Source organism: Campylobacter sp. CNRCH_2016_3089 (assembly GCF_025772505.1).
Taxonomy (GTDB): Bacteria; Campylobacterota; Campylobacteria; order Campylobacterales; family Campylobacteraceae; genus Campylobacter_D; species Campylobacter_D lari_D.
In genome coordinates this window covers 1-23963 of sequence record NZ_JAKMSF010000012.1, presented here as the reverse complement: position 1 = coordinate 23963, position 23963 = coordinate 1, and the positions used below count along the sequence as shown (strand labels likewise).

Annotated in this window: 28 protein-coding genes and 1 pseudogene; 21 read left to right on the top strand and 8 right to left on the bottom strand. The window is 29.6% G+C overall.

All coding sequences use genetic code 11. From position 1 onward, the window contains the following. The first annotated feature begins 12 nt into the window (after nt 1-12). The 9 genes from L8W69_RS07875 (at nt 13) to L8W69_RS07835 (ending at nt 6810) form a co-directional block, all read left to right on the top strand. Nucleotides 13-711: an SIR2 family NAD-dependent protein deacylase gene (locus L8W69_RS07875; RefSeq protein ID WP_263659648.1), complete on the top strand. Its 699-nt coding sequence runs from the start codon at nt 13-15 to the stop codon at nt 709-711. Beyond that, nucleotides 705-1298: a LysE family transporter gene (locus L8W69_RS07870; RefSeq protein ID WP_039628698.1), complete on the top strand. Its 594-nt coding sequence runs from the start codon at nt 705-707 to the stop codon at nt 1296-1298. Before L8W69_RS07875 ends, L8W69_RS07870 begins: the two co-directional genes overlap by 7 nt. A 3-nt stretch (nt 1299-1301) precedes the next feature. Further along, complete coding sequence (dapE, locus tag L8W69_RS07865) at nt 1302-2402, top strand: succinyl-diaminopimelate desuccinylase (RefSeq protein WP_263666837.1); 1101 nt, start codon at nt 1302-1304, stop codon at nt 2400-2402. A gap of 132 nt (nt 2403-2534) precedes the next feature. Then, nucleotides 2535-3293, top strand: a complete 759-nt coding sequence (locus L8W69_RS07860; protein WP_263666836.1) for a CAAX protease — start codon at nt 2535-2537, stop codon at nt 3291-3293. A 31-nt stretch (nt 3294-3324) separates the two neighbouring features. Next, on the top strand, nt 3325-3516 hold the full coding sequence (thiS, locus tag L8W69_RS07855) for a sulfur carrier protein ThiS (protein ID WP_066006795.1): 192 nt from the start codon (nt 3325-3327) through the stop codon (nt 3514-3516). After that, complete coding sequence (gene thiF / locus L8W69_RS07850; RefSeq protein ID WP_263666835.1) at nt 3513-4313, top strand: thiamine biosynthesis protein ThiF; 801 nt, start codon at nt 3513-3515, stop codon at nt 4311-4313. Before thiS ends, thiF begins: the two co-directional genes overlap by 4 nt. Continuing rightward, nucleotides 4313-5071 carry a thiazole synthase gene (locus L8W69_RS07845; protein ID WP_263666834.1) on the top strand — a complete coding sequence of 253 codons (759 nt, stop codon included), beginning with the start codon at nt 4313-4315 and terminating at the stop codon, nt 5069-5071. Before thiF ends, L8W69_RS07845 begins: the two co-directional genes overlap by 1 nt. Nucleotide 5072: 1 nt before the next feature. Continuing rightward, the gene (gene thiH, locus L8W69_RS07840; protein WP_263662966.1) at nt 5073-6206 is read left to right on the top strand and encodes a 2-iminoacetate synthase ThiH; all 1134 of its coding nucleotides are present in this window, start codon (nt 5073-5075) and stop codon (nt 6204-6206) included. Next, nucleotides 6196-6810 (top strand): thiamine phosphate synthase, encoded by a 615-nt coding sequence (locus L8W69_RS07835; RefSeq protein WP_263666833.1) that lies wholly within the window; start codon nt 6196-6198, stop codon nt 6808-6810. The genes thiH and L8W69_RS07835 overlap by 11 nt, the downstream gene beginning before the upstream one ends. 4 nt (nt 6811-6814) lie before the next feature. Here L8W69_RS07835 and L8W69_RS07830 read toward each other — a convergent pair whose 3' ends face one another. Then, nucleotides 6815-8176 carry a DASS family sodium-coupled anion symporter gene (locus L8W69_RS07830; protein WP_133319807.1) on the bottom strand — a complete coding sequence of 454 codons (1362 nt, stop codon included), beginning with the start codon at nt 8174-8176 and terminating at the stop codon, nt 6815-6817. A 204-nt stretch (nt 8177-8380) separates the two neighbouring features. Between L8W69_RS07830 and mapA the strand changes: the two genes are divergently transcribed. The 6 genes from mapA to L8W69_RS07800 all read left to right on the top strand — a co-directional run bounded on the left by mapA (nt 8381) and on the right by L8W69_RS07800 (nt 14456). Then, the gene (gene mapA / locus L8W69_RS07825) at nt 8381-9028 is read left to right on the top strand and encodes an outer membrane lipoprotein MapA (RefSeq protein ID WP_133319808.1); all 648 of its coding nucleotides are present in this window, start codon (nt 8381-8383) and stop codon (nt 9026-9028) included. Next, nucleotides 9025-9606 (top strand): ComF family protein, encoded by a 582-nt coding sequence (locus L8W69_RS07820; RefSeq protein WP_263666832.1) that lies wholly within the window; start codon nt 9025-9027, stop codon nt 9604-9606. The genes mapA and L8W69_RS07820 overlap by 4 nt, the downstream gene beginning before the upstream one ends. Nucleotides 9607-9627: 21 nt before the next feature. Then, nucleotides 9628-12198, top strand: a complete 2571-nt coding sequence (gyrA, locus tag L8W69_RS07815; RefSeq protein WP_258107955.1) for a DNA gyrase subunit A — start codon at nt 9628-9630, stop codon at nt 12196-12198. A 61-nt stretch (nt 12199-12259) separates the two neighbouring features. Then, nucleotides 12260-12769, top strand: coding sequence for an LPP20 family lipoprotein (locus L8W69_RS07810; protein WP_133319811.1), 510 nt, complete (start codon nt 12260-12262; stop codon nt 12767-12769). After that, a complete protein-coding gene (locus tag L8W69_RS07805) occupies nt 12745-13191 on the top strand; it encodes a hypothetical protein (RefSeq protein ID WP_133319812.1) in 447 nt (148 codons plus the stop codon). The genes L8W69_RS07810 and L8W69_RS07805 overlap by 25 nt, the downstream gene beginning before the upstream one ends. Nucleotides 13192-13253: 62 nt before the next feature. Next, on the top strand, nt 13254-14456 hold the full coding sequence (locus tag L8W69_RS07800; protein ID WP_263666831.1) for an ABC transporter permease: 1203 nt from the start codon (nt 13254-13256) through the stop codon (nt 14454-14456). 10 nt (nt 14457-14466) lie between these two features. Here the strand turns inward: L8W69_RS07800 and L8W69_RS07795 are convergent, their stop codons facing one another. From L8W69_RS07795 to L8W69_RS07785, 3 genes are read right to left on the bottom strand one after another with little or no spacing between them, the layout of a single operon-like run. Then, entirely contained in the window at nt 14467-15024 is a 558-nt protein-coding gene (locus tag L8W69_RS07795) for an SCO family protein (RefSeq protein ID WP_263666830.1), read from the bottom strand. A 3-nt stretch (nt 15025-15027) separates the two neighbouring features. Continuing rightward, nucleotides 15028-15474 (bottom strand): hypothetical protein, encoded by a 447-nt coding sequence (locus L8W69_RS07790; RefSeq protein WP_263666829.1) that lies wholly within the window; start codon nt 15472-15474, stop codon nt 15028-15030. Beyond that, a complete protein-coding gene (locus L8W69_RS07785) occupies nt 15474-15893 on the bottom strand; it encodes a copper chaperone PCu(A)C (RefSeq protein ID WP_263659636.1) in 420 nt (139 codons plus the stop codon). The genes L8W69_RS07790 and L8W69_RS07785 overlap by 1 nt, the downstream gene beginning before the upstream one ends. Nucleotides 15894-16019: 126 nt before the next feature. Between L8W69_RS07785 and L8W69_RS07780 the strand changes: the two genes are divergently transcribed. Genes L8W69_RS07780 through L8W69_RS07770 form a run of 3 tightly spaced genes read left to right on the top strand, consistent with a single transcriptional unit; the run spans nt 16020 to nt 18245 of the window. Continuing rightward, entirely contained in the window at nt 16020-16991 is a 972-nt protein-coding gene (locus tag L8W69_RS07780) for a L,D-transpeptidase family protein (protein WP_133319817.1), read from the top strand. After that, a complete protein-coding gene (locus L8W69_RS07775) occupies nt 16991-17998 on the top strand; it encodes an alanine racemase (protein WP_263661167.1) in 1008 nt (335 codons plus the stop codon). The genes L8W69_RS07780 and L8W69_RS07775 overlap by 1 nt, the downstream gene beginning before the upstream one ends. Before the next feature lie 37 nt (nt 17999-18035). Further along, the gene (locus L8W69_RS07770; RefSeq protein ID WP_133319819.1) at nt 18036-18245 is read left to right on the top strand and encodes a hypothetical protein; all 210 of its coding nucleotides are present in this window, start codon (nt 18036-18038) and stop codon (nt 18243-18245) included. Here L8W69_RS07770 and L8W69_RS07765 read toward each other — a convergent pair. The 4 genes and pseudogenes from L8W69_RS07765 to hemB form a co-directional block, all read right to left on the bottom strand. Then, nucleotides 18242-19516 (bottom strand): (Fe-S)-binding protein, encoded by a 1275-nt coding sequence (locus tag L8W69_RS07765; protein ID WP_263666828.1) that lies wholly within the window; start codon nt 19514-19516, stop codon nt 18242-18244. The two genes, L8W69_RS07770 and L8W69_RS07765, sit on opposite strands and share 4 nt — an antisense overlap. 1 nt (nt 19517) lies before the next feature. Beyond that, the gene (gene hemN, locus L8W69_RS07760; RefSeq protein ID WP_133319821.1) at nt 19518-20873 is read right to left on the bottom strand and encodes an oxygen-independent coproporphyrinogen III oxidase; all 1356 of its coding nucleotides are present in this window, start codon (nt 20871-20873) and stop codon (nt 19518-19520) included. After that, nucleotides 20860-21343, bottom strand: a pseudogene (locus L8W69_RS07755) (DUF2603 domain-containing protein). The gene hemN and the pseudogene L8W69_RS07755 overlap by 14 nt, the downstream one beginning before the upstream one ends. 2 nt (nt 21344-21345) lie before the next feature. Then, on the bottom strand, nt 21346-22329 hold the full coding sequence (gene hemB, locus L8W69_RS07750; protein ID WP_263666827.1) for a porphobilinogen synthase: 984 nt from the start codon (nt 22327-22329) through the stop codon (nt 21346-21348). A gap of 71 nt (nt 22330-22400) precedes the next feature. Here hemB and ribA point away from each other — a divergent pair, with 71 nt between their 5' ends. The 3 genes from ribA to L8W69_RS07735 are packed head-to-tail and all read left to right on the top strand — an operon-like array spanning nt 22401 to nt 23934. Continuing rightward, nucleotides 22401-22961 (top strand): GTP cyclohydrolase II, encoded by a 561-nt coding sequence (gene ribA, locus L8W69_RS07745; RefSeq protein WP_263662270.1) that lies wholly within the window; start codon nt 22401-22403, stop codon nt 22959-22961. Further along, on the top strand, nt 22958-23551 hold the full coding sequence (gene rsmG / locus L8W69_RS07740; RefSeq protein ID WP_133319825.1) for a 16S rRNA (guanine(527)-N(7))-methyltransferase RsmG: 594 nt from the start codon (nt 22958-22960) through the stop codon (nt 23549-23551). The genes ribA and rsmG overlap by 4 nt, the downstream gene beginning before the upstream one ends. Then, nucleotides 23545-23934, top strand: a complete 390-nt coding sequence (locus L8W69_RS07735) for a hypothetical protein (protein WP_133319826.1) — start codon at nt 23545-23547, stop codon at nt 23932-23934. The genes rsmG and L8W69_RS07735 overlap by 7 nt, the downstream gene beginning before the upstream one ends. Nucleotides 23935-23963: the final 29 nt, after the last annotated feature.

Here is a 23963-nt window from a genome sequence, read left to right as displayed (position 1 = left end):
TGAGGTTTAATAATGAAACAAGTGATGATTTTAAGCGGGGCAGGCTTGTCTGCTCCAAGTGGTATAAAGACTTTTAGAGCTAGTGGTGGGCTTTGGGAAGAGCATGATGTGATGGAAGTTTGCTCAGCAACTGGCTTTAGAAAAAATCCTAAAAAAGTTTTGGAATTTTACAATAAAAGAAGAAAAGAACTAGCTAGTGTTAAGCCAAATCACGCACATGAAATCATCGCTTTATTAAAACAAAAATTTCCAAAACAAATTAGCATTTTAACGCAAAATATAGATGATTTATTAGAGCGAGCAGGTTGTGAAGAAGTGGTGCATTTGCATGGTTTTTTACCTGAGCTTTGGTGTTTAGAGTGTGAAAATATTTTTAACATAGGCTATGAAAGTAGTGATGATAAAATTTGTCCTAAATGTCAAAGCAAAAGTATAAGACACAATATCGTGATGTTTGAAGAAATGGCGCCAAATTATAAAATTTTATATGAAAAATTACAAAATTGCGATTTATTTGTATGTATAGGCACAAGTGGGCAGGTTTTACCCGTGGGAGAGTATGCAAGAGTATGTAAGCAAAGTATATTAAACAATCTTGATGAGGATAAATATTTAGAAAGTAATTTTACTAAAGTTTATATAGAAGATGTTTGCACAGCCATTGATAAAATCAAAACCGATATAGAAAATTTCTTGGAAGCAAAATGTTAGAAGTAATCTTACAAGGCATAGTTTTAGGTATGGGTGTGTCTGTGCCTTTTGGACCTGTGAATATTTTGATCTTAAATACTGCTTTGTCTTCTTTTAAAAATGCTTTTTGCGTTGGGCTCGGTGCTTTAAGTGCTGATATACTTTTTTTGATTTTGATTAATCTTGGGCTTTTAAGCTTTGCAAATAATGAATTTTTTTATAAAATACTAGCGGTTTTTGGCTTTTTCTTTTTGAGTTTTATGGTATTTTTAATGCTAAGAAAAACAAGAAAAGTCGATCTTAACAAGGTAAATAAAACACATCCTTTAAAAGGTTTTAGCAAAGGATTTTTCTTAAATGTTACAAATCCTTATGTTATAGGCTTTTGGGTGAGTGTAGCAGGGCTTAGCATGCAGAGTAAAAACTCTTTTGCCTTGCTTTTTGGTTTGGTTGGTTTTATTGTGTTTTGGATTTTTACTCTATCGTTTTTTGTGTCTAAATTCAAAGCACTTGTAAAAAACAAACATATATTTTACATTAATCTTTTTTCAGCATTTATTTTAGAGTATTTTGCTCTTTCTATGCTGTATAAAGCTTTTATAGGATAGAACATGCAAGTAGTTGAAATTTTTAAAGAATTGAGCAAATTTAAATCCATCACCCCAGATGATGATGGAGCATTAAATTATATTGCAGTGGAGTTAAGTGATTTTGAAGCTTTTTTTATAGAAAAAGAAGGTGTGAAAAATCTTTTGCTGACTAAAAAATTTAGTGATGATGGCGAGCATTTAGCTTTTGGCGGGCATGTAGATGTAGTGCCTGCAGGAGAGGGTTGGGGCAGTGATCCTTTTGAGCCTTTAGAAAAAGATGGGTTTATTTATGTAAGAGGTGCACAAGATATGAAAAGTGGCGTGGCTGCTTTTATGTGTGCAGTTAAGGAGGTAGAAAATTTCAAAGGAAGAATTTCACTGATTTTAACAAGCGATGAAGAAGGCGAGGCTAAATTTGGCACGCTTGAAGTGCTTAAATTTATGCAAGAAAAAGATATGCTACCTGATTTTGCTGTGGTTGCTGAGCCAACCTGTGATAAAAAATTTGGAGATAGTATTAAAATAGGGCGTCGTGGTTCTATCAATGCAAAATTGCTTATCAAAGGCAAACAAGGCCATGTAGCATACCCGCAAAAATGCATTAATCCTGTGCATAATTTTGCTTTTGCTTTGAAATTTTTAGCAGGTTTTGATCTTGATCCAGGCGATGAGGTATTTGCACCATCTAAAATCGTTATTACTGATATACGCGGTGGTATGGAAGTGTGCAATGTAACCCCAAATGATTTAAAATTGATGTTTAATGTAAGAAATTCTCCACAAACTAGCTTAGAAGATGTAAAAGCTTATGTAGAAAAGACTTGTGAAGGACTTGATTATGAGTTGAGCATAAATCAAAGTTCAAATCCTTTTTTAACACAAAGTGATTCTAAAATCGTACAAAAGCTAAATGAGAGTGTACAAAAAATCACTCAAGTAGTGCCAGAACTTAACACCAAAGGTGGTACAAGCGATGCAAGATATTTTGCTGAGTTTGGTGTGAAAGTAGTAGAATTTGGCGTGTGCAATGATAGAATTCATGCAATTGATGAAAGAGTGAGTATAGAAGAGCTTGAAAAATTGTATTTAGTTTTTAAAGATTTATTAGAGAATTTTAACTAGGAAAAGCATGGATGTAATAGGAATTTAGAGTAGCCTCTCATTTAAGAGTACCTTGCAGCTACCGGCAAGTTAGCCCTCTAAACTTCTAAAATTATATCATTAATTTTTTAAAATGGAGTAATAGGAAGTAAAATGTCTTTTGAGCTTGATGTAAGTAGCTATGAAAAAATAGAAAAGCTATTTATCAATTTTAAATTAAAATGTGATTTTAAATTTAGAACGATAAAAGGGATTAATGTTTTGCATTTTGGATATTTGTGGGGAGCTTGCAAAGAAGCACAAAAGATTTTAGAAAAAAATCAAAAATGTGAAGATTTGTTTGAGCTAATTATGAAAATTTATTCCAAAAGACGCAAAAATCATCAAGCAAATTTTTTACTTTTACAATGTTATGAAAATGCTCTAAGAAGTACTTTAGCAGTAAAAATAGCAAATTTGTATAATAAGTTAGATGATGATTGGTTTAAATCTAGTGAAGAAGTTTTTAATCTTGCTTTAAAAAGTCTTTTAAAAAAAGTTAAAAAGAGATGTCAAAAAATAGATGAATATAATAGCACTTGGCAAATTTTTGATGATTTTTGTCTGATTGATTTAGAAGAGATATTAATAGATCATTGGAGTGAATTTGCTTATATATTTAAAGATAAAAAAATATATAAAAATCAAGTCTTACCAAGTTTTGGCACCAAAGAATACCTTAAAACAAAACTAAGCCAAATAAGAAAAGCTAGAAATGAAACCTATTATAATAAACCTACAAAAATAAAATTTAAAAAAGATTTGGAAATTTTACTTTTGAGATTTGGTTATAATTTAGAAGATGCTATTGATATTGGAGAGATAAAAGAAGCTATTATTTTAAGATTTAATTATAATAATGTAAGTGAGTAAGTATTTTAAGTAAAATAAGTAAAGGTTTTAAATGATTATCAATGGGCAAAAGCTTGAGTTAAAAGAGCTTAGATTTATGGATTATGTTAAAGAAAAGCAATTAAAAATAGAATTTATTGCCTTAGAATTAAACGGAGAAATTATCCCAAGGGATAAATTTGAAAATTTGATTTTAAAAGAAAATGATAAAGTAGAGATTGTTACTTTTGTAGGTGGTGGTTGATGAGAATTAAATTTAATGGTAGTATGATAGACACGCATTTTAAAAACACTTTGGAATTTTTTCAAAGTGTGAGTAAAAATGAAAATGATGTATGGATAGTCAATGGTTTTGCAACAAAAGAAAGTTTGGAGCTAAAAGAAAATGATGAGCTTTTTTGTATAGAAAAAAATACTTTACCACCATATGAAGCTCTTGATGCGATGATGAGGGCAAGACATACTCCAAAACTTCATGATAAGCTTAAAAAGGCAAGTGTGGCAGTGTGTGGACTTGGTGGACTTGGCTCGCATATAGCTATAAATTTAGCAAGAAGTGGGGTTGGTAGGCTTCATTTGATTGATTTTGATGTGGTTGAGCCAAGTAATCTTAACCGTCAAGCTTATATGGTGGAAGATTTAGGTAAATTTAAGGCTGAAGCTTTAAAAGATCAAATCGCTAAAATTAATCCTTTTATAGAAGTATTTGCACAAGTTTTAAAAATAGAAAAAGAAAATATAGCCAAACTTTTTGCAGATGATGATATAGTTTGTGAAGCCTTTGATAGTGCAAAATACAAAGCCCTTTTAGCGCAAAATTTTCACCAATACTATCCTCAAAAAACATTAATTTGTGCTTCTGGCTTAGCAGGATATGGCGATAGCAACAGCATACAAACAAGAAAAATTGCAAAAAACTTTTATGTTTGTGGTGATTTAAAAAACGAGGCAAAAGTAGGTAATGGACTTATGGCACCGCGTGTAAATATTTGTGCAGGACATCAAGCAAATTTAGTTCTAGAACTTTTAGCGAGCGAGTAATGGAAAAATTAAAAATAGGAAAATATGAGTTTAATTCCAGGTTTATTCTAGGTTCTGGGAAATTTTCTTTTGAGCTTATAAAATCAGCCATTGAAGAAGCAAAAGTTGAGATTATCACCTTAGCTTTGCGTAGGGTAAATGATAAAGGTATAGAAAATATACTTGATTTTATCCCAAAGCATATTAAGCTTTTACCAAATACTTCAGGTGCAAGAAATGCTAATGAGGCATTGCGTATAGCAAGACTTGCAAGAGAGCTTGGTTGTGGAGATATGATTAAGGTTGAAGTAATTAGCGATAGTAAATATTTATTACCGGATAATTATGAAAGTATAAAAGCAGTAGAACTTTTAGCAAATGAGGGTTTTACACCTTTAGTTTATATGTATCCTGATTTATATGCAGCACGTGCTATGGCTAATGCAGGAGCTGCTGCTATAATGCCTCTTGGAGCTCCTATAGGAAGCAATAAAGGCTTAAAAACTAAAGAATTTATACAAATTTTACTTAATGAAATTAGCTTACCTATTATAGTAGATGCAGGTATAGGAAATCCAGCACAAGCTTGTGAAGCCATACAAATGGGAGTAAGTGCAGTGATGGCAAATACCGCCATAGCTCAAGCTAAAGATGTAGCAAAAATGGCAAAGGCTTTTGCGTTAGCTATAGAAGCAGGATATAATGCGTATTTAGCAGGCATAGCAAATGAAAGCACGCCAAGTGCAAGCTCGCCTTTGAGTGGTTTTTTAAGAGATTAAAATGCAAAAATATCCTCATATGCAAAGTATTGAAAGTGAGATTTTAACTAAGGTTTTAAAAGAAGTTGAAAATTTTGATGAAAGTAAATTTAGCGCTTTTGATGTAAAACAAGCTTTAGTTAAAGATTATCTTAACATAGAAGATTTGAAAGCTTTGCTTTCAAGCGCAGCGGAAGATTTTATAGAAGATTTAGCACAAAAATCAAGCAAGATTACTCAAAAATATTTTGGAAATTCCATTTTGCTTTTTACGCCTTTATATCTTTCTAATTTTTGCAATAGCAAATGTACTTATTGTGGATTTCAAAAAGGAAATAATATTAAAAGAGCTAAGCTAAACGAGGCTGAAATTCACAAAGAAATGCAAGAGATTAAAAAAAGTGGCTTGGAAGAAATTTTACTCTTAACAGGTGAGGGCAGGGAATATGCTAGCGTAGAATATCTTGCCAAAGCTTGTGAGATAGCAAAAGAGTATTTTAAGGTCGTGGGAATTGAAGTTTATCCTATGAATGTAGATGAGTATGCATTGCTTCATGAAAAGGGTTGTGAATATGTAAGTGTTTATCAAGAAACTTATAATCAAAAAACTTATTCTAAAATTCATATTGAAGGTGAAAAAAGTGTATTTGAGTATCGTTTTCATGCACAAGAGCGAGCGTTAAAAGCAGGTATGAGAGGGGTTGCTTTTGGAGCTTTACTTGGCGTGGATGATTTTAGAAAGGATGCTTTTGCTACGGCTTTACATGCGTATTTTTTACAGCAAAAATACCCTCATGCTGAAATAGCTTTATCTATCCCTAGATTAAGACCTATTATCAATAATAAAAAAATTCATCCAAAAGATGTAAGTGAAACAAGGCTTTTGCAGGTTTTATGTGCTTATAGATTATTTTTACCTTTTGCAAGTATTACGATTTCTACGCGTGAAAGAGCAGGATTTAGAGACAGGGTTATTAAACTTGGAGCTACTAAAATGAGTGCAGGTGTAAGCGTGGGGGTAGGTGAGCACCAAGGTGATAAAAAAGGTGATGATCAGTTTCAAATTAGTGATATGCGTAGTGTTGATGAGGTTTTAGCTATGTTAAAAAATGCAAATTTACAAGCTATAATGAGCGATAGTATTTATGTGGGATAAAAAAATCATTGCTATTAGCGATAGTCAAAATACCCAAGGAGATTTTTTAAATTTTATTGAAAAACTAAGTCAAAGTAGTATTGATGCTTTAGTGCTTAGAGAAAAACATTTGGATGAGTTAGAATATACTAAATTAGCCAAAGAAGTATTAAAAATTTTTAATAAAACTCAAAAAATTTGCTTTTTGCATTATCATTATGAAGCTTGTTTAAAATTAAATCATCAATTTTTTCATGCTCCCTTAATAATTTTACAAAATTACCCACAAAGTTATAAAAAATTTGAGCTTTTGGGCACTTCTATCCATTCTAAAGAAGAATTAGATTTAGCTTATAAGTTTAAAGTAAATCATACTTTTTTCGGACATGTATTTGAAAGCTCATGTAAGGCTGATTTAACACCAAAGGGTATAAAAAATTTAAAAGATTTGTTAGAAGTTTCAAAAATACCCATTTATGTCATAGGTGGGATAAATATCCAAACTATAAATCACTTAAAAGATTTAAATTTAGCAGGCGTATGTATAAGAGAAGCTTTGTATAAAAGTAAAGATGTAAAAAACTATGTTTTAAAGTGTAAAGATCTTTTAGTCCAAAAGGACTAAAAGATTATAGCCAGAAAAAGTATGCAATTACTGCAAGTGCGATTGAGCAAAAGATATTTAATATAATCCCAACTTTTACCATTTCTTGTTGTTTAATATGTCCTGTACCAAAAACTATAGCATTTGGTGGTGTAGCAACTGGTAGCATGAAAGCACAAGAAGCACCAATAGCAATGATTAAAGCAAGTCCTAAAGCAGGAACACCTAAAGTATCTGCTATAGAGATAAATAAAGGCACAAGTAAGGCTGCTGAAGCAGTATTTGAGGTAAATTCAGTTAAAAATACTATAAAAAATGCCACAATTAAACCTATAATAAATAAATGTCCATTTTCTATAAATGAAATGATAGTATCAGCCATTACTTTACTAGCGCCAGAATCTCTTAATACTACACTTAGAGTGATACCTCCACCAAAGAGCATTAATACACCCCAATCGGTATTTTTTTGTATATTTTTCCAATCAATTACTTTAAAAGCACATACTAAAACAGCAGCCAATAAAGCAATAATTGCATCAAGATTTGCTATTTTGTGTCCAAAAATACTTGTGATGATAGGACTGATATTACCACTAAAAATCCAAGATAGTGCAACGACTAAAAAGATTATTAAAGTGATGATTCTAGGTCTTGTAAGTTCTATATTTTCAGTATGTAAATCAACTTGTAGATTAAATTTAGGTTTAAACATAAAGTATAAAATTAAAATCATTGCAGGTAGGAAAATTAAAACAATAGGAATTCCGTATTTTAACCATTGTGCAAAAGTAATGTGTAATTGAGTGGCAACGATTGCATTTGGTGGAGTTCCTACTATGGTGCCTATACCACCTATACTCGCACTAAAAGCTATACCTAAAAGGATGAAAACATAAGTATTTCTATCTTTTTGCGGATCAAGTGAAGCTAACATACCTATAGCAAGCGGAAGCATCATAGCTGCTGTTGCGGTATTACTCATCCACATAGATAAAAACGCAGTGGTAATAAAAATATACAAACTAGAAAGGCCCAAATGCCCTTTTGCTAATGTTAAAATTTTATGTGCAATAAGTTTGTCTAATTTTTGATGATGCATAGCTGCGGCCAAAGCAAAACCACCAAAAAATAAAAAGATATTAGAATCAGCAAAACCTGTTAAAGCTTTAGCGGTGGGTAGTAATCCCAAAATAGCAGCTAAAACAGGTACTAAAATAGCTGTAATAGTAACATGCAAAGCCTCGCTAAGCCATAAAACGGCAATAAAAATTAACAAAGATAAACCTTGGTTTACTTTAGTTTCACCAAAAGGGGAAAAATAAAGCAAAGCGATAAATAACACTAAATCAGCAACGACTATAAGTGTTTTTGTATTTGAACTCATTTAACAACTCCTTTAAAATATTGCAGTTTTGTAACATATTCTAAATGAATTTTCTTTTAAATATCAATTTTTGTATAAAATTTTTTCAATAAAATTATTCTTGTGTGAAAAAAAGTAAGTTTTAGTAAAATTTATTTGTTTTTGGTATAATTTTTGCTAATTAAAAATCATAAAATAATAAAGATGATTCTAAGGAAAAAAAAGATGTTAAAAAAAGTATTTGTATTTGTTTTAGCTTTATTTTTTAGTGCATGTGCTGTAAATTCTAAAAATCAAAGTGTTGCAAAAGTTAATGAGCTTATAAAAATTCAAGCACAATGTTATAATCCTTCTGATTCTAAAGCATATGAAGCAAAAATTAAAGGCCTTGTGTATATTAGTGATGTGGGACTTAAGTATTGCGCAAATAAAAGAACAATTGATAAAAGTGCTTCCTTAAAAAAAGTTTATATTCATAGGGTATATGATTTAAATGAGAATTTAAAATATTCTTCTTCTAATGGAAGTAATTATTACATCAATGAAAATTTCAACTATTATTTTTATGTGTTTTTAAAAGAAGAATTAGAAAATAGAGGTATAGTTGTAGTAGAAGATACACAAGATTCTCCTTATGTTTTAAGAGTAGATTTAAGTTTTAATGATTTTTATTCTAAATTTGATTCTAGTTCTTTATTTTCAATTATTGCTAGTCAATTGACACTAAAAGATATTAATACCAATAAAACTATTAATATTAAAACCAAACAAGAAGTTAAAGGTTTTTATAATATCAAAGATCTACCTTTTTTCACTCAGCTTCTTATAAAACAAGTGGCTAATAAATCTGCAGATATTATCAGCTCTTTGTGAGGTGTTTTAATTGCCATGGATTTTCCTTTGCGAGTTTTTGTCCAGCTTGCAAGGAAGAGCTTTTAGAATATTCTTTAGGTATAAGAGAACTTGAGGGAAATTTTAAAGTTTATTATTTTTATCAATATGAGCAAATTAAGCATTTGATTTATTTTAAACACAAATTTCAAGGCTATTTTGTTTTAAATGCTTTGGCAAAATTGAGTTTTGCTAAATTTGAGGATTTTTTTCAACCATCTTGTAAAATTAATGCTATAGCTTTAGATGATAAAACATATAAAAATTACTCTCATACTGCTATTTTAACTAAATACTTAAATACTAAATTTATAAAACCTATGTATCACACCTTGCAAGCTAGTTCAGAATTTAAATATAGTGGTAAAAGTGTGAAATTTCGTAAAGATAATAAAAGATCTTATAAGCTTTTAAAGCGTCCAAAATATCCTATAATTTTAGTAGATGATGTGATAACTACTGGATTAAGTTTATTAGAGGCAAAAGAGCTTTTAGAAAAAAATAATATTGAAGTGCTTTTTGCTTTAGTTTTGGCTAATGCAAAATTTGATACAATATAGGCATTAATTTTAAGGATTTTTATGGAAAATATTTTTACTAAAGATTCAGATATTGAAAATATAGATATAGAAAGTTCTATAAAAAGTAGTTATTTAGATTATTCTATGAGTGTTATTATAGGCCGCGCCTTGCCTGATGCTAGAGATGGGCTTAAACCTGTTCATAGAAGAATTTTATATGCTATGAATGATTTAGGTGTTGGAAGTCGTAGTGCATACAAAAAATCAGCGCGTATAGTGGGTGATGTAATCGGTAAATATCATCCACATGGTGATACAGCTGTATATGATGCTTTAGTAAGAATGGCGCAAGATTTTTCTATGCGTTATCCAAGCGTAGATGGACAAGGAAACTTCGGTTCTATTGATGGTGATGGCGCTGCTGCGATGCGTTATACTGAAGCTAGGATGACGATTTTAGCTGAAGAACTTTTGCGTGATATAGAAAAAGATACGGTTGATTTTATACCAAATTATGATGATTCTATGAGTGAGCCTGATGTTTTACCTGCTAGGGTTCCAAATTTATTGCTTAATGGTTCAAGTGGTATTGCAGTGGGTATGGCTACCAATATTCCTCCGCATAGCTTAAATGAGCTTATTGATGGTTTGCTTTATTTAATTGATAATAAAAATGCAAGTTTAGAAGAAATAATGCAATTTATTAAAGGACCTGATTTTCCAACCGGCGGTATTATCTTTGGTAAAAAAGGTATTATAGAAGCATACCGCACAGGTCGTGGCAGGGTAAAAGTAAGAGCAAAGACCCATATAGAAAAAAGAGCTAATAAAGATATTATTGTTATAGATGAACTTCCTTATCAAACTAACAAAGCAAGATTAATAGAGCAAATCGCTGAACTTGCCAAAGAAAAACAAATCGAAGGTATTGCTGAAGTTAGAGATGAGAGTGATAGAGAAGGAATTCGCGTGGTAATTGAGCTAAAACGCGATGCTATGAGTGAGATTGTGTTAAATAATCTTTTTAAATCTACTACTATGGAAAGCACTTTTGGTGTGATTATGCTTGCTATACATAATAAAGAGCCAAAAGTTTTTTCTTTAATTGAGCTTTTAAATTTATTCTTAAATCATAGAAAAACTGTAATTATTAGAAGAACTATTTATGAGTTGCAAAAAGCTAGAGCTAGAGCACATATTTTAGAAGGTTTAAAAATTGCACTAGATAATATTGATGAAGTGATAGCTTTGATTAAAAACTCTCCTGACAACCCAACGGCTAAAAATTTATTAATGCAAAAATTTGGTCTAAGCGAGCTTCAATCTAATGCTATTTTAGATATGAAATTAGGCCGTTTAACAGGTCTTGAGAGAGAAAAAATTGATAACGAATTAAGAGAGTTATTAGCAGAAATAGAGAGGCTTGATCAAATTTTAAAAAGCGAAACTTTGCTTGAAAATTTAATCAAAGATGAATTAAAAGAAATCAGAACAAAATTTGATGTACCGAGAATCACTCAAATTGAAGATGACTATGATGATATTGATATAGAAGATTTAATACCAAATGAAAATATGGTAGTTACTATCACTCATCGTGGCTATATTAAGCGTGTTCCAAGTAAGCAATATGAAAAACAAAAACGCGGTGGTAAAGGCAAGGTTGCAGTTACAACTTATGATGATGATTTTATAGAAAGTTTCTTTACGGCAAATACACATGATACCTTGATGTTTGTTACTGATCGTGGACAGCTTTATTGGCTTAAGGTTTATAAAATTCCTGAAGGAAGTAGAACTGCTAAAGGCAAAGCTGTGGTCAATCTCATTAATTTACAAGCAGATGAAAAAATCATGGCAATTATTCCAACCACTGATTTTGATGAAAGTAAATCATTATGTTTCTTTACTAAAAATGGTATCGTAAAACGCACAAATTTAAGTGAATATCAAAACATTAGAAGCGTGGGTGTAAAAGCGATTAATCTAGATGAAAATGATGAACTTGTTACTGCAATTATCGTAGCAAGGGATGAAAATGAAACTCAAGAACAAAATTATGAAGAAAATTTAGAAAATGAAATGCTTGAACCTAATGAAGAGCTTGATAATACTATCGTTGGTAAAATGCTTTTTGCGGTTACTAAAAAAGGTATGTGCATTAAATTCCCACTTGCTAAAGTTAGAGAGATTGGCCGTGTAAGTAGAGGGGTAACTGCGATTAAATTTAAAGAAAAAGATGATGAGGTTGTGGGTGCTGTTGTTATAGAAAATGACGCTCAAGAAATCTTAAGCGTAAGTGCAAAAGGTATAGGTAAGCGTACTGATGCTGGAGAATATAGACTTCAAAGTAGAGGTGGTAAGGGTGTTATTTGTATGAAACTTACTGCCAAAACAAAAGATTTAATCGGTATAGTCATAGTTGATGAAAGTATGGATTTAATGGCATTAACAAGTAGTGGTAAGATGATACGCGTTGATATGCAAAGCATTAGAAAAGCAGGTAGAAATACAAGTGGTGTAATTGTTGTTAATGTTGAAAATGATGAGGTTGTAAGCATTGCTAAGTGTCCTAAAGAAGAAGATGAGGAATTAGATGCTGAAACTAATATGGATTTAAATTTAGAATAGTAAAATTATTGGAATGCTTTTTGCTGTTTTAATAAAATCAAATAAATTGAAGGTGTAAAAAATGAAAAAAGTTATTTTTATGTTTTGTTTAGCTTTGGGTTTTAGTGCTTGTGCACTAGATCAAAGAGGTGTGAATCCAAATCAGACTCAAGCAGCAAATTCTGATGTTGTGGTTCAAAAAGTTGATAAAGATGATGTGCGTAACATCATTAGAGAAGAAAAAATGCTTGCAAATGATACAAGCACAGACAATGATCTAACTTTTACAGCGGTGGGTGAGGGTATTGCTCCTTTAAATACGGTTTCAGTTGGTCAAGCTTTGGCTTTAGCTAAAAGAGCGGCAATTACCGATGCTTATAGACAATTAGCAAGTAAGTTGTATGGTGTCAGAGTTAATGGTAAAGATACAGTAAAAGATGCAATGCTTAAAAGCTCAACTATTACAGCGCAGGTAAATGGTTTGATTAAAAATGCAAGTGTTGTAGATCAAGACTTTAAAGATGGTCTTTATAGAGTAAATGTAGAACTTAAAATTGATGCTGACAAGTGGAAAGAATTGTTTGCTTATTAATCCTCATAATTTTTAATGCTACTGCCCAAGATGAATTTATATTTTGGGCAGAACTTTCTAATAAAAATTTTATTCTTTATCATCAAAATGAAACTATTTCTATGGCTATGACTAAAAGTAAAAATAAAAATTTAGAATATGCTTGTGAGTTAGCATATACGCCAAGTGATTTGAAGTCTTTAATACGCAATGATTTTGGTATGGTGGCTGAAGAAAAGATGACAAAGCTGGATAAATTTAACTTTTTAAATGCTCACAAAAATGATTTAATTGATTGCTTTTTTAACTCAAAAATAGATGTAAAAGATTTTGTAAAAAGTGAACAAGCAAGTGCGCAAAGTGAAACTTATGTGAGAATTTTGCCGCTAAGATTTATAGTTGAATTTCACGATAATAGTGCCTTTGTATATTATCTTAAATAAATACAAAGCTTGCTTTTATAAAAATCAAGTTAAAATACTTAAAAAAATATTAAGAGTAAAAGATGTATAAAAGTATCCCTCGTTATTTATTATTTAAATACCTGCGTTTTGATAAAGATCAACCCTTTATTATGCTTTCAAAAATTTTAGCCTTTTTAGGTGTAAGTATAGGACTTTGTGTGCTTTTAGTTGCAATGGCCATTATGAATGGCTTTGATAAAGAATTTGAGAGAAAACTTTTTACTATGAATTACCCTATCACTATATTACCGCGTTTTGGAGCAAATGTAGATGATAAATTATTACAAGAATTAAGAAGCAAATTTCCAAATTTATTATTTAGCCCTTATATTACTACTCAGGTTATAGCAAGAAATGATTTAAAATTGGAAGGCGGTATGCTTTTTGGGGTTAATTTTGAAGATGAAAAAAAGATCAATGAGGTAGTAGCTCAAGCTTTAAAAGATAAAAAATTAGATAATTTTGATATTTTAATTGGTAAGGGTTTAAAAGATGAATTTAGACTTGATTATAATGAAAAAATTACCTTAATTTTTTCCAATCTTAATGCAAGCGGACTTTCGCTTATTCCAAAAGTTAAAAGATTTGATGTTATGGCTGATTTTTCTTCAGGTTTGTTAGCTTATGATAAAGCTTATATGTATACAGATGTAAAAGCTTTAGCTAAGATTTTGTCATATCCCCAAGGAAGTTATGATGGAGTGCATGTATATTCAAATAAACCTTTTGAGGATATTAAACAAATTGAAGCTTTCTTGGGTGCAAGATATGCTAGTATAGGTTGGTGGGAGCAAAATGGAAATTTCTTTGCAGCATTAGCTTTAGAAAAAAGAGCTTTGTTTATAGTATTGATGTTGATTATTTTGGTCGCAAGTTTAAATATAGTAAGTTCTTTATTAATGATAGTAATGAATCGTCGTAGTGAGATAGCTTTGTTGCTTTCTTTAGGAGCTAGTAAGTTAGAGATTAAAAAAACATTTTTTTCTTTAGGATTTTTGATAGGTGGAAGTGGTATCGTAGCAGGTGTGATACTTGCAGCTATTGCTTTGTGGATACTTGGAAATTTTGACATTATTTCTTTACCAAGTGATGTTTATGGCATGAGTAAGCTACCTTTGGAGCTTTCTTTTGTTGATTTTTGTACTACGATTTTTGGTGCTATTATGATTGTGAGCTTGTCTTCTTATTATCCTGCTAAAAAAGCAACACAAGTAGATATTTTAGATACTTTAAGAAACGAATAAATTGAGAAATTTATTCGTTTAAGAATTTTTGAATTTCATTGAAAAAGCTTTCATAACTAATATCTTTAATGGTTTTAATAAATTTTCCATTCTCATCAATCAAATAAAATTCGCCACTATGTGCTATAGAATATCCCATAGCAGAATCTTTAAGATTGATTTTTTCATATACTACGCCATAATTTTTAGTAACTTTTTCTAATTCTTTTTCATCTTTAGCAACCAATGCAGTTGAATTTGGGTAAAAATACTTAACCCATTGGCTAGTTTGAGTTAAGTTGCTATCTCTTGCTGGATCTAGTGAGATAAATATCACATGAGCTTTTTCTTTATTTGGCATTTTTTCTAAAACATTAGCAATCAAGGCAAGCTCGCTAGGACAGACATCAGGACAATATGTATAGCCAAAATATATAATTAGTTTTTTACCGATAAAATCTTTTAGACTAAGTATGCCTTTTTCAGAATTTAAGTGAAAATTGTATTTGTTGTTTTCAAAATACTGCACAGATATAAAAAATACTCCAAAAATTACCACAATTAATAAAAAAATATTTATTTTTTTCATATTTTACCTCTTTACATCAAAGTCAAAATAAAAACCTAGTGGAGTTTCATCATCAAAAAGCTTTATTCTAAAACGCATTATATCTAGAGTGCAAGAACTTAAAACTAATTTAGCATGATAAGTATTGTTTATTTTTTTAAATTGTGGAACAATATCTCCCATATACATATTAAGTCCATAAACCCTAGCATTAAGTTTTTTAAACTCACCTAAATTGGTAATATTTAAATCAAGCTCATTTAATGTAGTAATAGGCTTTGGATTTAAATTTACTAAGACTTTTTTATCCTTAAAATTGTATTCACATTCTTGAATGTTTAGATCACATGTTAGAGGTGTTAAAATGGTAATTAATTCTCTCTTTTTTCCGGTATTTGATGAATTGGTGTAAAAATAAGCCCCGCATATAGCAAAGACTATAGCTAAGGCAAAGACAAGTAGATTTTTCATTATTTTTTAATGCTTCTTGACTCGATATCTTTTAGTTCAATCGTGCTATTATCATCAAAATAAAGAGTTAGATTGGCCTTTGTTTGCGGTGTGATATTTTCTTTGAGATTTAGTATCATAATGTGCATCCCACCAGGTTTAAGTTCAGTGCTTGAATTAGCTTTTATTGTGATTTGAGGAATTTGAACCATCATTTTTTTACCATCCTTCATAATATGATCATGAATTTCAGCTGTATCGCTTAATGAACTTTGAGCTTTTATGAGTTTAATATCTTTGTTTGAGTTGTTTTTAAGTTCTAAAAAAAATGCCGTTGTTTTAGAATTAGGTGGAGTTTGTCTTACATAAGGATCATTTATAGTAATTTGATTTGAAAAAGCAAAAGTGCTTAATATGGCTAAACTAAGTAATTTTTTCATTATTTTTCCTTTTTTTGTTTTTGGTTATTTGTAAACATTATACACGGAAAAAATTAAAAATATATTTATTGTAAAAATATTATAATTAGCTCTTTGTTGTTTTAATTTTTAATAGAAAGGTGAAAATTGTTTAAAATTATATTAGCATTGTTTAGTTTGGCTGTGTTTGCAAATGCAAATAATCTTGCAAAAATTTATCTAAACGAAGGTATTGATGCAGTTGAAAGGGTATTGGAGCAAGAGTTAAGTAAAAAAGATTTTTGGCTTGATGAGATAAAAGACAAAAATATTAGTTTAGGATATTATGAGGAAAATGTTGCAATAGTTTTAACAAATAAAAGTGATAAAATTATTAGAGTTTATCACTACAATGATGGAAAAGTAGAAAAGAAATTTATCCAAAGGGATGTTTTAACAGGTTTAGCTGGAGATAAAGAAGTAGAAGGAGATTTAAAAACTCCAATAGGTTTTTACGAACTTGGAAAGAAATTTTATCCTGGTGATCCATATTATGGCCCATTTGCATTTGCAACAACTTACCCAAATGTTTTAGATAAAACTTTGGGTAAAACAGGTGGTGGTATTTGGATTCATGGCTATCCTTTAGATGGAACACGCTTGGATACTTATAAAACTAGAGGTTGTATTGCTGTGCATAATGATTTATTGGAAGATTTTAATAAATTAGTAGCTGATAGAAAATCTTATGCAATGACAGAAGAGAAAAATAAAGTAAGAGCAACTCATGATGAAATAGCGATTTTACTAGCTAATTTATTTGCCTGGAAAGATAGTTGGCAAAAAAGTGATATAAATAAGTATTTATCTTTTTATGATAAAAAAATTTTTAAACATAATAATAAATCCACTTATGAGCAATTTGCAAAAAATAAAGAAAGAATTTTTGCAAAGAGAGAAAAAAAGAGCATTAAATTTTCAGATCTTAGCATAAGTCCTTATCCAAATGATAAAAATGAGAAAATTTTTAGAATAGGATTTTATGAAGACTATCGTAGCACTAACTATAAATTCAAAGGAGAAAAAGTCCTTTATGTTAAGCTAGTTGAAGATAAAATGCAAATTTTAGCTGAACAATAATGGCATATATAAAAATTGATCGTTTGGCTTATGAGTATAATCTTGACTTAATAGCCTCTAAAGCAGGAGGTTATCAAAAAGTAATATGTGTTTTTAAAGATAATGCTTATGGACATGGAGCTAAGCTTTTAGCTCCTATAGCTAGAGCAAAAGGTATAAATTTTATAGCGGTAAAAAATGAAGCTGAAGCAAAAGAGCTTGAAGATATTTTTGATAATATCTTAATTCTATCCCATCATCCACATGGCAATGAAAGTGAAAAATTTATTTATGCTTTAAATGATAAAAATGATATTAAAAAATTCAAGCAAAATATAAAAATTCATTTAGTTGTAGATACAAATATGCATAGAAATGGAATTATACCTGAAGAAATTCAAGAAGTGATACAAGAACTACAAAGTAATAATTTAATACTTCATGGAGTGATGATGCACTTTGCAGGAAGTGATGAAATAGATGCTAGTTATTTTGTGCAAAAACAAAAATTTAAACAAGCTAAAGAGCTAATATATACTTTGCTTTGTGATGAAGCTAAAAAGCTTATATTTCATTCACATAATTCTGAAGCATTGTTTAGAGCAAGCGAGCTTGGGTGCGATGAGTATTGTAGAGTAGGGCTTGTGCAATTTGGCTATGCGCATTTTAATAAAGACTTACGCAAAGTTTTAAGTTTATGGGCTGAAAAATTAAGCCAAAGAGCGTTGAAAAAAGGTCAAAGTGTTGGTTATGGTGGTGTATATAATGCAAAAGAAGATCTTGAAATAGCAACTTATGATTTAGGTTATGCAGATGGGCTTTTGCGTTATGATGGAAAACAAGATTTTTTTCTTCCTAATGGTAAGAAATTGCTTGGAAAAATGTCTATGGATAGTTTTTCTTGTGAGAATGATGAAGATGAAATTTGTGTTTTAAATGATGCAAATATTATGGCTAGTTTTTTTAATACTATCAACTATGAAATTTTAGTCAAACTTTCTCCAAATTTGAAAAGAATTTTAGTTTAAGATAAAAAGTGTTAATATATCTAAAGAAAGGGCAAATATGGCATTTTTAAATTGGGCTATTTTAATTTTATTTTTATTTATAGTATTTTTATTGATAAATCGTTACGAGAGAAAAATAAAAATTTTATATAAAAATATTGAAATCTTGAAAAACGAGTGTAAAAAAAATAGTGAAAATATAGAAAAAAATAGAATTTTAATAGAAAAAAATAGATCAAATATCGAAGATATAAAAATTCAAGATTAATTTTTATCTTGAAGTATTTTTGCTATCAATTCTAATGGATGTAAAAAATGCGTGGAGGATTTTTCATGCTCTAATGCATTTGAAATTTGCATTCTACAAGCTGAACATTCTGCACTGATAATTTCCACATTGCTTTTTTGTATATTTTGAGCTTTTCTTATACCAACTTGCAAAGCTTTTTCATAGTGATCAGTTTGCATACTAACACCACCAAAACCACAGCATTCATTTGAGTTAATAAGTTCTTTGAAAGTATAGTTTTGTTTAAGCAAGGCTCTAGGTTCTTTAAAAACACCTTGCATTTTTCTTGCATGACAAGGATCGTGGTATGCAATTTTTGTCTTTAATTTTTTCTTTGTTTTTAAAAGCTCTTCTAGTTTAGTATATTCATAAAAATATTTTGTTGCAAGTAGTATTTTACTAGAAATATTTTTAGCTCTTATAGCCCATTCTTCATCTTTTTGCATGTGGAAAAAATGTTCATAGTCTATACTAATCATCGCAGAACAGGTTGCTTCGGGGATAATGATATAATCTAGAGTTTTTAATTTTTCTTCAAAATAAACGATATTTTTTTTAGCTAAAATTTCTACACTTTTAAAATCTCCAGTAAAATAATGAGGAGCACCGCAACAAGATTGATCTTTTAATAAATCTACATTGATTTTAAGATGTTTACAAATTTCAAGCAAAGCAAAACCCGTATTTGTATAAGAGTAATTTGACAAGCAGCCTATAAAAAGTCCTATGGTTTTTTCACCTTGATTATTTATGAAATCAGGATTAGAAGCTAGAAAGCTTTTTTTAGCTAAAGAAGGAAGCAAACGATCTTTTTTGATTAAAGGTAGGTTAAATTTAGCTTTCATTCCCAAATTTTTATGTTGTAAACTAAAAGCACAGCTTTGGAAAACATAACCAAATCTTGCTAAAATATCTAGAATTTTTCTGCGTCTTAGAAAAAAGAAAGCAAGTTTTTTGTACCAAGCAATGCCAAATTTTTGTGCTATATCGTAACGCACTTTTTCAATAGCGCTATCCACTCTTAAATGGCTTGGACAAACTTCAACGCAATTTGTACACAAAAAACATGATTCAAATATTTTTTTAAGATTTTTATCAAGCTCTAGTTCTTGGTTTTCATAAGCACTGATTAAATCTAAAAAGCCACGAGGGGAAGTACTTTCATCGCGATTTATTTCATGTATGGTGCAAACTGGTATGCATTTTCCACATTTTACGCAAGCATTAGAAATTTCATTAACATTTAACATATTAAACCGTTTTAGAGAAAACTTTTTTATCTTCGCTAATGCGTTTTAAATATTTATCAAAACACATAGCAATATTACGGATTAAAAGTACTCCTGTTTCATTAACTTTGATATGAGTTTTATCTATGTTGATAAATTCATTAAGTTTTTGGAGTTCTTCTAAATCTTGCTTAAAATATTCAAAAAAATCAATCTTAAATTTACTTTCAATATTTTTTATATTAAGAGCAAAATTACTCATAAGTTCCATAATAACAGCTTTTCTTAGTTCATCATCATCATCAAGCATGATACCTTTTTCGCAAGGCAATCGACCTTCATCGATAGCCTTTTCGTAGCTTGGCATATCTTTGAAATTTTGCATATAGTGTCTTTTACCTTCGCCTATACTTGTTAGGCCAATCCCGATTAAATCAGTTCCGCCTTTTGTAGTATAGCCTTGAAAATTTCTATGCAAACTACCATTTTCTAAGGCTTTAAAAAGTTCATCTTGTGGTTTTGCAAAATGATCCATTCCTATCATTTTATAACCATTTTGAGTTAAAAATTTTTCACAATATTCTAAAATTTGAAGTTTTACATCAGGACTTGGTAGAGTGTTTTCGTCAAATTTTCTCATATTTTTTTTAAGCCAAGGCACATGTGCATAATTAAAAATAGCAAAGCGATCGGGATTAATCAGCAGTGCTTTTTCTAAAGTTTGCTTAAAACTTTCTAGACTTTGATAAGGAAGGCCATAAATTAAATCCATATTTACTGAATTTATCCCTTTTTTTCTTACCATATCTACTGCATTTTTGGTAAGTTCAAAAGGTTGAATTCTATGAATTTCCTTTTGAACCTTTTCGTTAAAATCTTGCACACCAAAACTAATGCGATTAAAGCCATTTTGAATTAAAACATCAGCTTGTTCTTCATTTAAGAATCTAGGATCAATTTCACAACTTACTTCACTATCTTGGGTAAAATTTGGAAAAATGCTTTTTATTTTAAAAATCAAACTTTGCAATTGTTTAGCAGAAAAAAAAGTAGGCGTGCCACCACCAAAATGCATTTGAGCTACTTCCCTTTGTGTGTCAATGATATTTGCTAAAAGATCAAGTTCTTTAAAAAGATAATTTAAATATCTTTCTTTACTTTCTTCTTTTGCGGTATATATTACATTACAACCGCAAAAATAACAAGCACTCCTGCAAAAAGGCAAATGAAAATATAAAGATAATTGTGCTGTTTGTTGTTTTAAAATTTTTATATAGTCTTCATATTTAAAATGGGTGTTAAATTCTACTGCAGTAGGATAAGAAGTGTATCTAGGTCCTGCTTTGGAGTATTTAACAAAATTTTTATAATCTCTCATTTTTTGCCTTTTTGCATCATTTCTTTCATGTTTATAAATAAGTTAGGATGTTTTGTATGAATATTGCTGATTAATTGATCTAAATCAATATTAACTTCTTTTATACCTTTGGAAACTTGATGTTTAATCTCATCCATTGCAACTGTCCATACATCATTAAAGTCAATAGGAATTTGTTGATAGATAGCCTTTTCTAGTTTAAGTTCAAAATTATCCTTTTGTATCTTTTTGGCACTTTGTAAAAACTCAATCAGAGTTTTTACAGAAAACATAGTTTTAACTTCATCATTTTCATCTACTATAAACCATGGTTCGGGTGCTAAATTATGGCCATTTTTTAGACTTAACTTTTTTTCTTTATCGTTAATGTGGGTTAGATGAAATATAGTTTGATTGTGTTTTTCTATGCCCAAATGATTAGATAATTCATTGATTACATCTTGAGAGCTTTTTTTGCTTAGACTATTCAATCTCACTCCTTATTTGTTAATAATTTTGCAATTTCTTTTGCATGATAAGTTATGATAAGCTTAGCTCCAGCTCTTTTAAAAGCAAGCATAGTTTCAAGTACTATTTTTTCATAGTCAATCACACCTGCTTTTTGACCTGCTTTTAGCAAAGCATATTCCCCGCTTACATTATACACACAAAGTGGAAGTTTAGAATGATTTGCTATATCTTTTACTACATCTAAATACGCAAGTGCTGGTTTTACCATTAAGATGTCAGCACCTTGTTTTTCATCTTCTAAGCTCTCACATAAGGCTTCTTTACCATTGGTAAAATCCATTTGATAGGTTTTTCTATCTCCATAACTTGGTGCAGAATCAGCCACATCTCTAAAAGGCCCATAATAGGCTGAAGCAAATTTAGTAGAATAAGCCATAATAGGTAAATTTTCAAAACCATTTTCATCTAAAGTTTTTCTTAAAGTTTCAATAATACCATCCATCATGCCGCTTGGTGCTATCATATCTGCACCGTTTTTAGCATGAATTAGAGCTTGTTTGGCTGAAATTTCTAAAGTTAAATCATTATCTACACTTTTACTTTTTGGATCAATAATACCACAATGCCCATGATCAGTATACTCACAAAAACAAAGATCGGTAATTACTACCAAATTAGGAAATTTTGCTTTAATAGCTCTTAGACTTGTAGCAATCAAGCCATCATCGCTTAATGCATCACTTCCACAACTATCTTTTTTGGAACTTTCTAACACGCCAAATAAAATAATCGCTTTAATACCAAGATTAATTAACTCCTCACATTCTTTTAAAATTTCATCTAAGCTCATTTGAAACACACCTGGCATAGACGTGATTTCATTTTTAATATTAGCACCATTGATAACAAAAAGTGGATAGATTAAATCATCTAAATTTAAGGTATTTTCTTTTACTAAGCTTCTAATATTCTCATTAAGTCTTAATCTTCTAAAGCGTTTAAACATAAATTTCCTTTTTGTTTGTTAAAATTGTTTAAATTCTAGCATATTTTTTATAAAAAAGGTAAAGTAAAATAATGACTATTCAAATTTCTGAAATAGCAAAACTCCCCACTCGTTTTGGGGAATTTAATATACAAAGTTTTAAAGAAAATGATAAAGAACATCTTTGTATTTTTAAAGGAAAATTGGAAAAAGAAGTTAATATTAGAATCCATTCAGAATGTTTAACAGGGGATGTTTTGGGAAGCTTAAAATGTGATTGTGGAGAACAGCTTGATTTTTCTTTAAAATACATTCAAGAGCATAGTGGTATGGTGATTTATCTAAGGCAAGAAGGAAGAGGTATAGGACTTTTTAATAAAATTAATGCTTATGCTTTGCAAGATAAGGGTTTTAATACCATAGAAGCAAATCACCAATTAGGTTTTAAGGCGGATGAGCGTAGTTATGAAATAGTAGAATTTATACTTAAGCATTATAAGATTTCTAAAATTAACCTTTTAACTAATAATCCTGAAAAGCTAAATTCATTAAAAGAAAAAATTAATTTAAGAGTACCTATTTTAATAAAAGCAAATCGTTTTAATAAAGATTACTTAGAAATTAAATATACACAAATGGGACATCTAAATTGAAAAAATACGAAGAGCAATTAAATTTTTTAAAAGATTTTGCAAATAAAGATGATTTTTTTAAAAAAATCACGCTCTATAAAGAGTTGTTAGAAAAATTTAATGCTGTGCATAATTTAACTCATTTTGAAAATATAGATGAAAATATTATTGATAGTGTTAAAATTTTAGATTTTTATGATTTGAGTAATAAAAAAAAGATCATTGATATTGGAAGTGGGGCTGGTTTTCCTGCATTATTTTTAGCTTGTATTTTGCAAGATAATGAATTTTTTCTTTTTGAGCCTAGCGCTAAAAAGGCCTCATTTTTAAGGGTGGTTAAAACTGAACTTAATTTGATAAATGTAAATATCATAAAAGAAAAATTACAAAACTATCCACCTTTTAAAGTAGATTTAATTACTTCAAGAGCTTTAATGGATGTAAAACCTTTGGTAGAAATTTCAAATGGTTTTTATGATAAAAATACTTTATTTTTGCTTTATAAAGGAAGTGAAGTTTATGATGAATTGCAAGAATTGAAAGATTATCAAATTTTTAATCAAGGCTTTAGGAATTATTGTCTTTTAAAGATAAAGGAAAAACTATGTTAATTTTTGGACATCCTTTGATAAATATGCAAAAATTTAGTCATTATGAAAATATTTTTATCAAAACAAATGTAAATTGTTTTAACTATAATGAACAAAATATAAAAAGTGCAAAAGAGGAAAAAATAGATTTTGCTATATATGCCAAGAATGAGGAAGAAATTTTACTTTCTAATGCACTAGGAGCAAAATATATTTTAATAGAAGATGAGAGATTAGCAAAAATTGCCTCAAAAATGGCTGAGTTTTATATGTTTGACTCTAAAATTTTATTTTTACTTGATGTTTTAGATAATAATTTAAAAAAAGCTTATGAGTTAAGCGTTGATGGAGTGTGTTTAAAATCTTATATCACCCAAACTAAACCCATTAAGGGTTTAGTTTAATTATTTAAAACTTTTTCTTCCTAGCATCC

Bases quoted from the DNA above. Each gene is read 5' to 3' on its own strand.
- L8W69_RS07875 (WP_263659648.1), top strand. From the start codon at position 13: ATGAAACAAGTGATGATTTTAAGCGGGGCAGGCTTGTCTGCTCCAAGT.
- L8W69_RS07870 (WP_039628698.1), top strand. From the start codon at position 705: ATGTTAGAAGTAATCTTACAAGGCATAGTTTTAGGTATGGGTGTGTCT.
- dapE (WP_263666837.1), top strand. From the start codon at position 1,302: ATGCAAGTAGTTGAAATTTTTAAAGAATTGAGCAAATTTAAATCCATC.
- L8W69_RS07860 (WP_263666836.1), top strand. From the start codon at position 2,535: ATGTCTTTTGAGCTTGATGTAAGTAGCTATGAAAAAATAGAAAAGCTA.
- thiS (WP_066006795.1), top strand. From the start codon at position 3,325: ATGATTATCAATGGGCAAAAGCTTGAGTTAAAAGAGCTTAGATTTATG.
- L8W69_RS07845 (WP_263666834.1), top strand. From the start codon at position 4,313: ATGGAAAAATTAAAAATAGGAAAATATGAGTTTAATTCCAGGTTTATT.
- thiH (WP_263662966.1), top strand. From the start codon at position 5,073: ATGCAAAAATATCCTCATATGCAAAGTATTGAAAGTGAGATTTTAACT.
- L8W69_RS07835 (WP_263666833.1), top strand. From the start codon at position 6,196: ATGTGGGATAAAAAAATCATTGCTATTAGCGATAGTCAAAATACCCAA.
- L8W69_RS07830 (WP_133319807.1), bottom strand. From the start codon at position 8,176: ATGAGTTCAAATACAAAAACACTTATAGTCGTTGCTGATTTAGTGTTA.
- mapA (WP_133319808.1), top strand. From the start codon at position 8,381: ATGTTAAAAAAAGTATTTGTATTTGTTTTAGCTTTATTTTTTAGTGCA.
- gyrA (WP_258107955.1), top strand. From the start codon at position 9,628: ATGGAAAATATTTTTACTAAAGATTCAGATATTGAAAATATAGATATA.
- L8W69_RS07810 (WP_133319811.1), top strand. From the start codon at position 12,260: ATGAAAAAAGTTATTTTTATGTTTTGTTTAGCTTTGGGTTTTAGTGCT.
- L8W69_RS07800 (WP_263666831.1), top strand. From the start codon at position 13,254: ATGTATAAAAGTATCCCTCGTTATTTATTATTTAAATACCTGCGTTTT.
- L8W69_RS07795 (WP_263666830.1), bottom strand. From the start codon at position 15,024: ATGAAAAAAATAAATATTTTTTTATTAATTGTGGTAATTTTTGGAGTA.
- L8W69_RS07790 (WP_263666829.1), bottom strand. From the start codon at position 15,474: ATGAAAAATCTACTTGTCTTTGCCTTAGCTATAGTCTTTGCTATATGC.
- L8W69_RS07785 (WP_263659636.1), bottom strand. From the start codon at position 15,893: ATGAAAAAATTACTTAGTTTAGCCATATTAAGCACTTTTGCTTTTTCA.
- L8W69_RS07775 (WP_263661167.1), top strand. From the start codon at position 16,991: ATGGCATATATAAAAATTGATCGTTTGGCTTATGAGTATAATCTTGAC.
- L8W69_RS07770 (WP_133319819.1), top strand. From the start codon at position 18,036: ATGGCATTTTTAAATTGGGCTATTTTAATTTTATTTTTATTTATAGTA.
- L8W69_RS07765 (WP_263666828.1), bottom strand. From the start codon at position 19,516: ATGTTAAATGTTAATGAAATTTCTAATGCTTGCGTAAAATGTGGAAAA.
- hemN (WP_133319821.1), bottom strand. From the start codon at position 20,873: ATGAGAGATTATAAAAATTTTGTTAAATACTCCAAAGCAGGACCTAGA.
- hemB (WP_263666827.1), bottom strand. From the start codon at position 22,329: ATGTTTAAACGCTTTAGAAGATTAAGACTTAATGAGAATATTAGAAGC.
- ribA (WP_263662270.1), top strand. From the start codon at position 22,401: ATGACTATTCAAATTTCTGAAATAGCAAAACTCCCCACTCGTTTTGGG.
- L8W69_RS07735 (WP_133319826.1), top strand. From the start codon at position 23,545: ATGTTAATTTTTGGACATCCTTTGATAAATATGCAAAAATTTAGTCAT.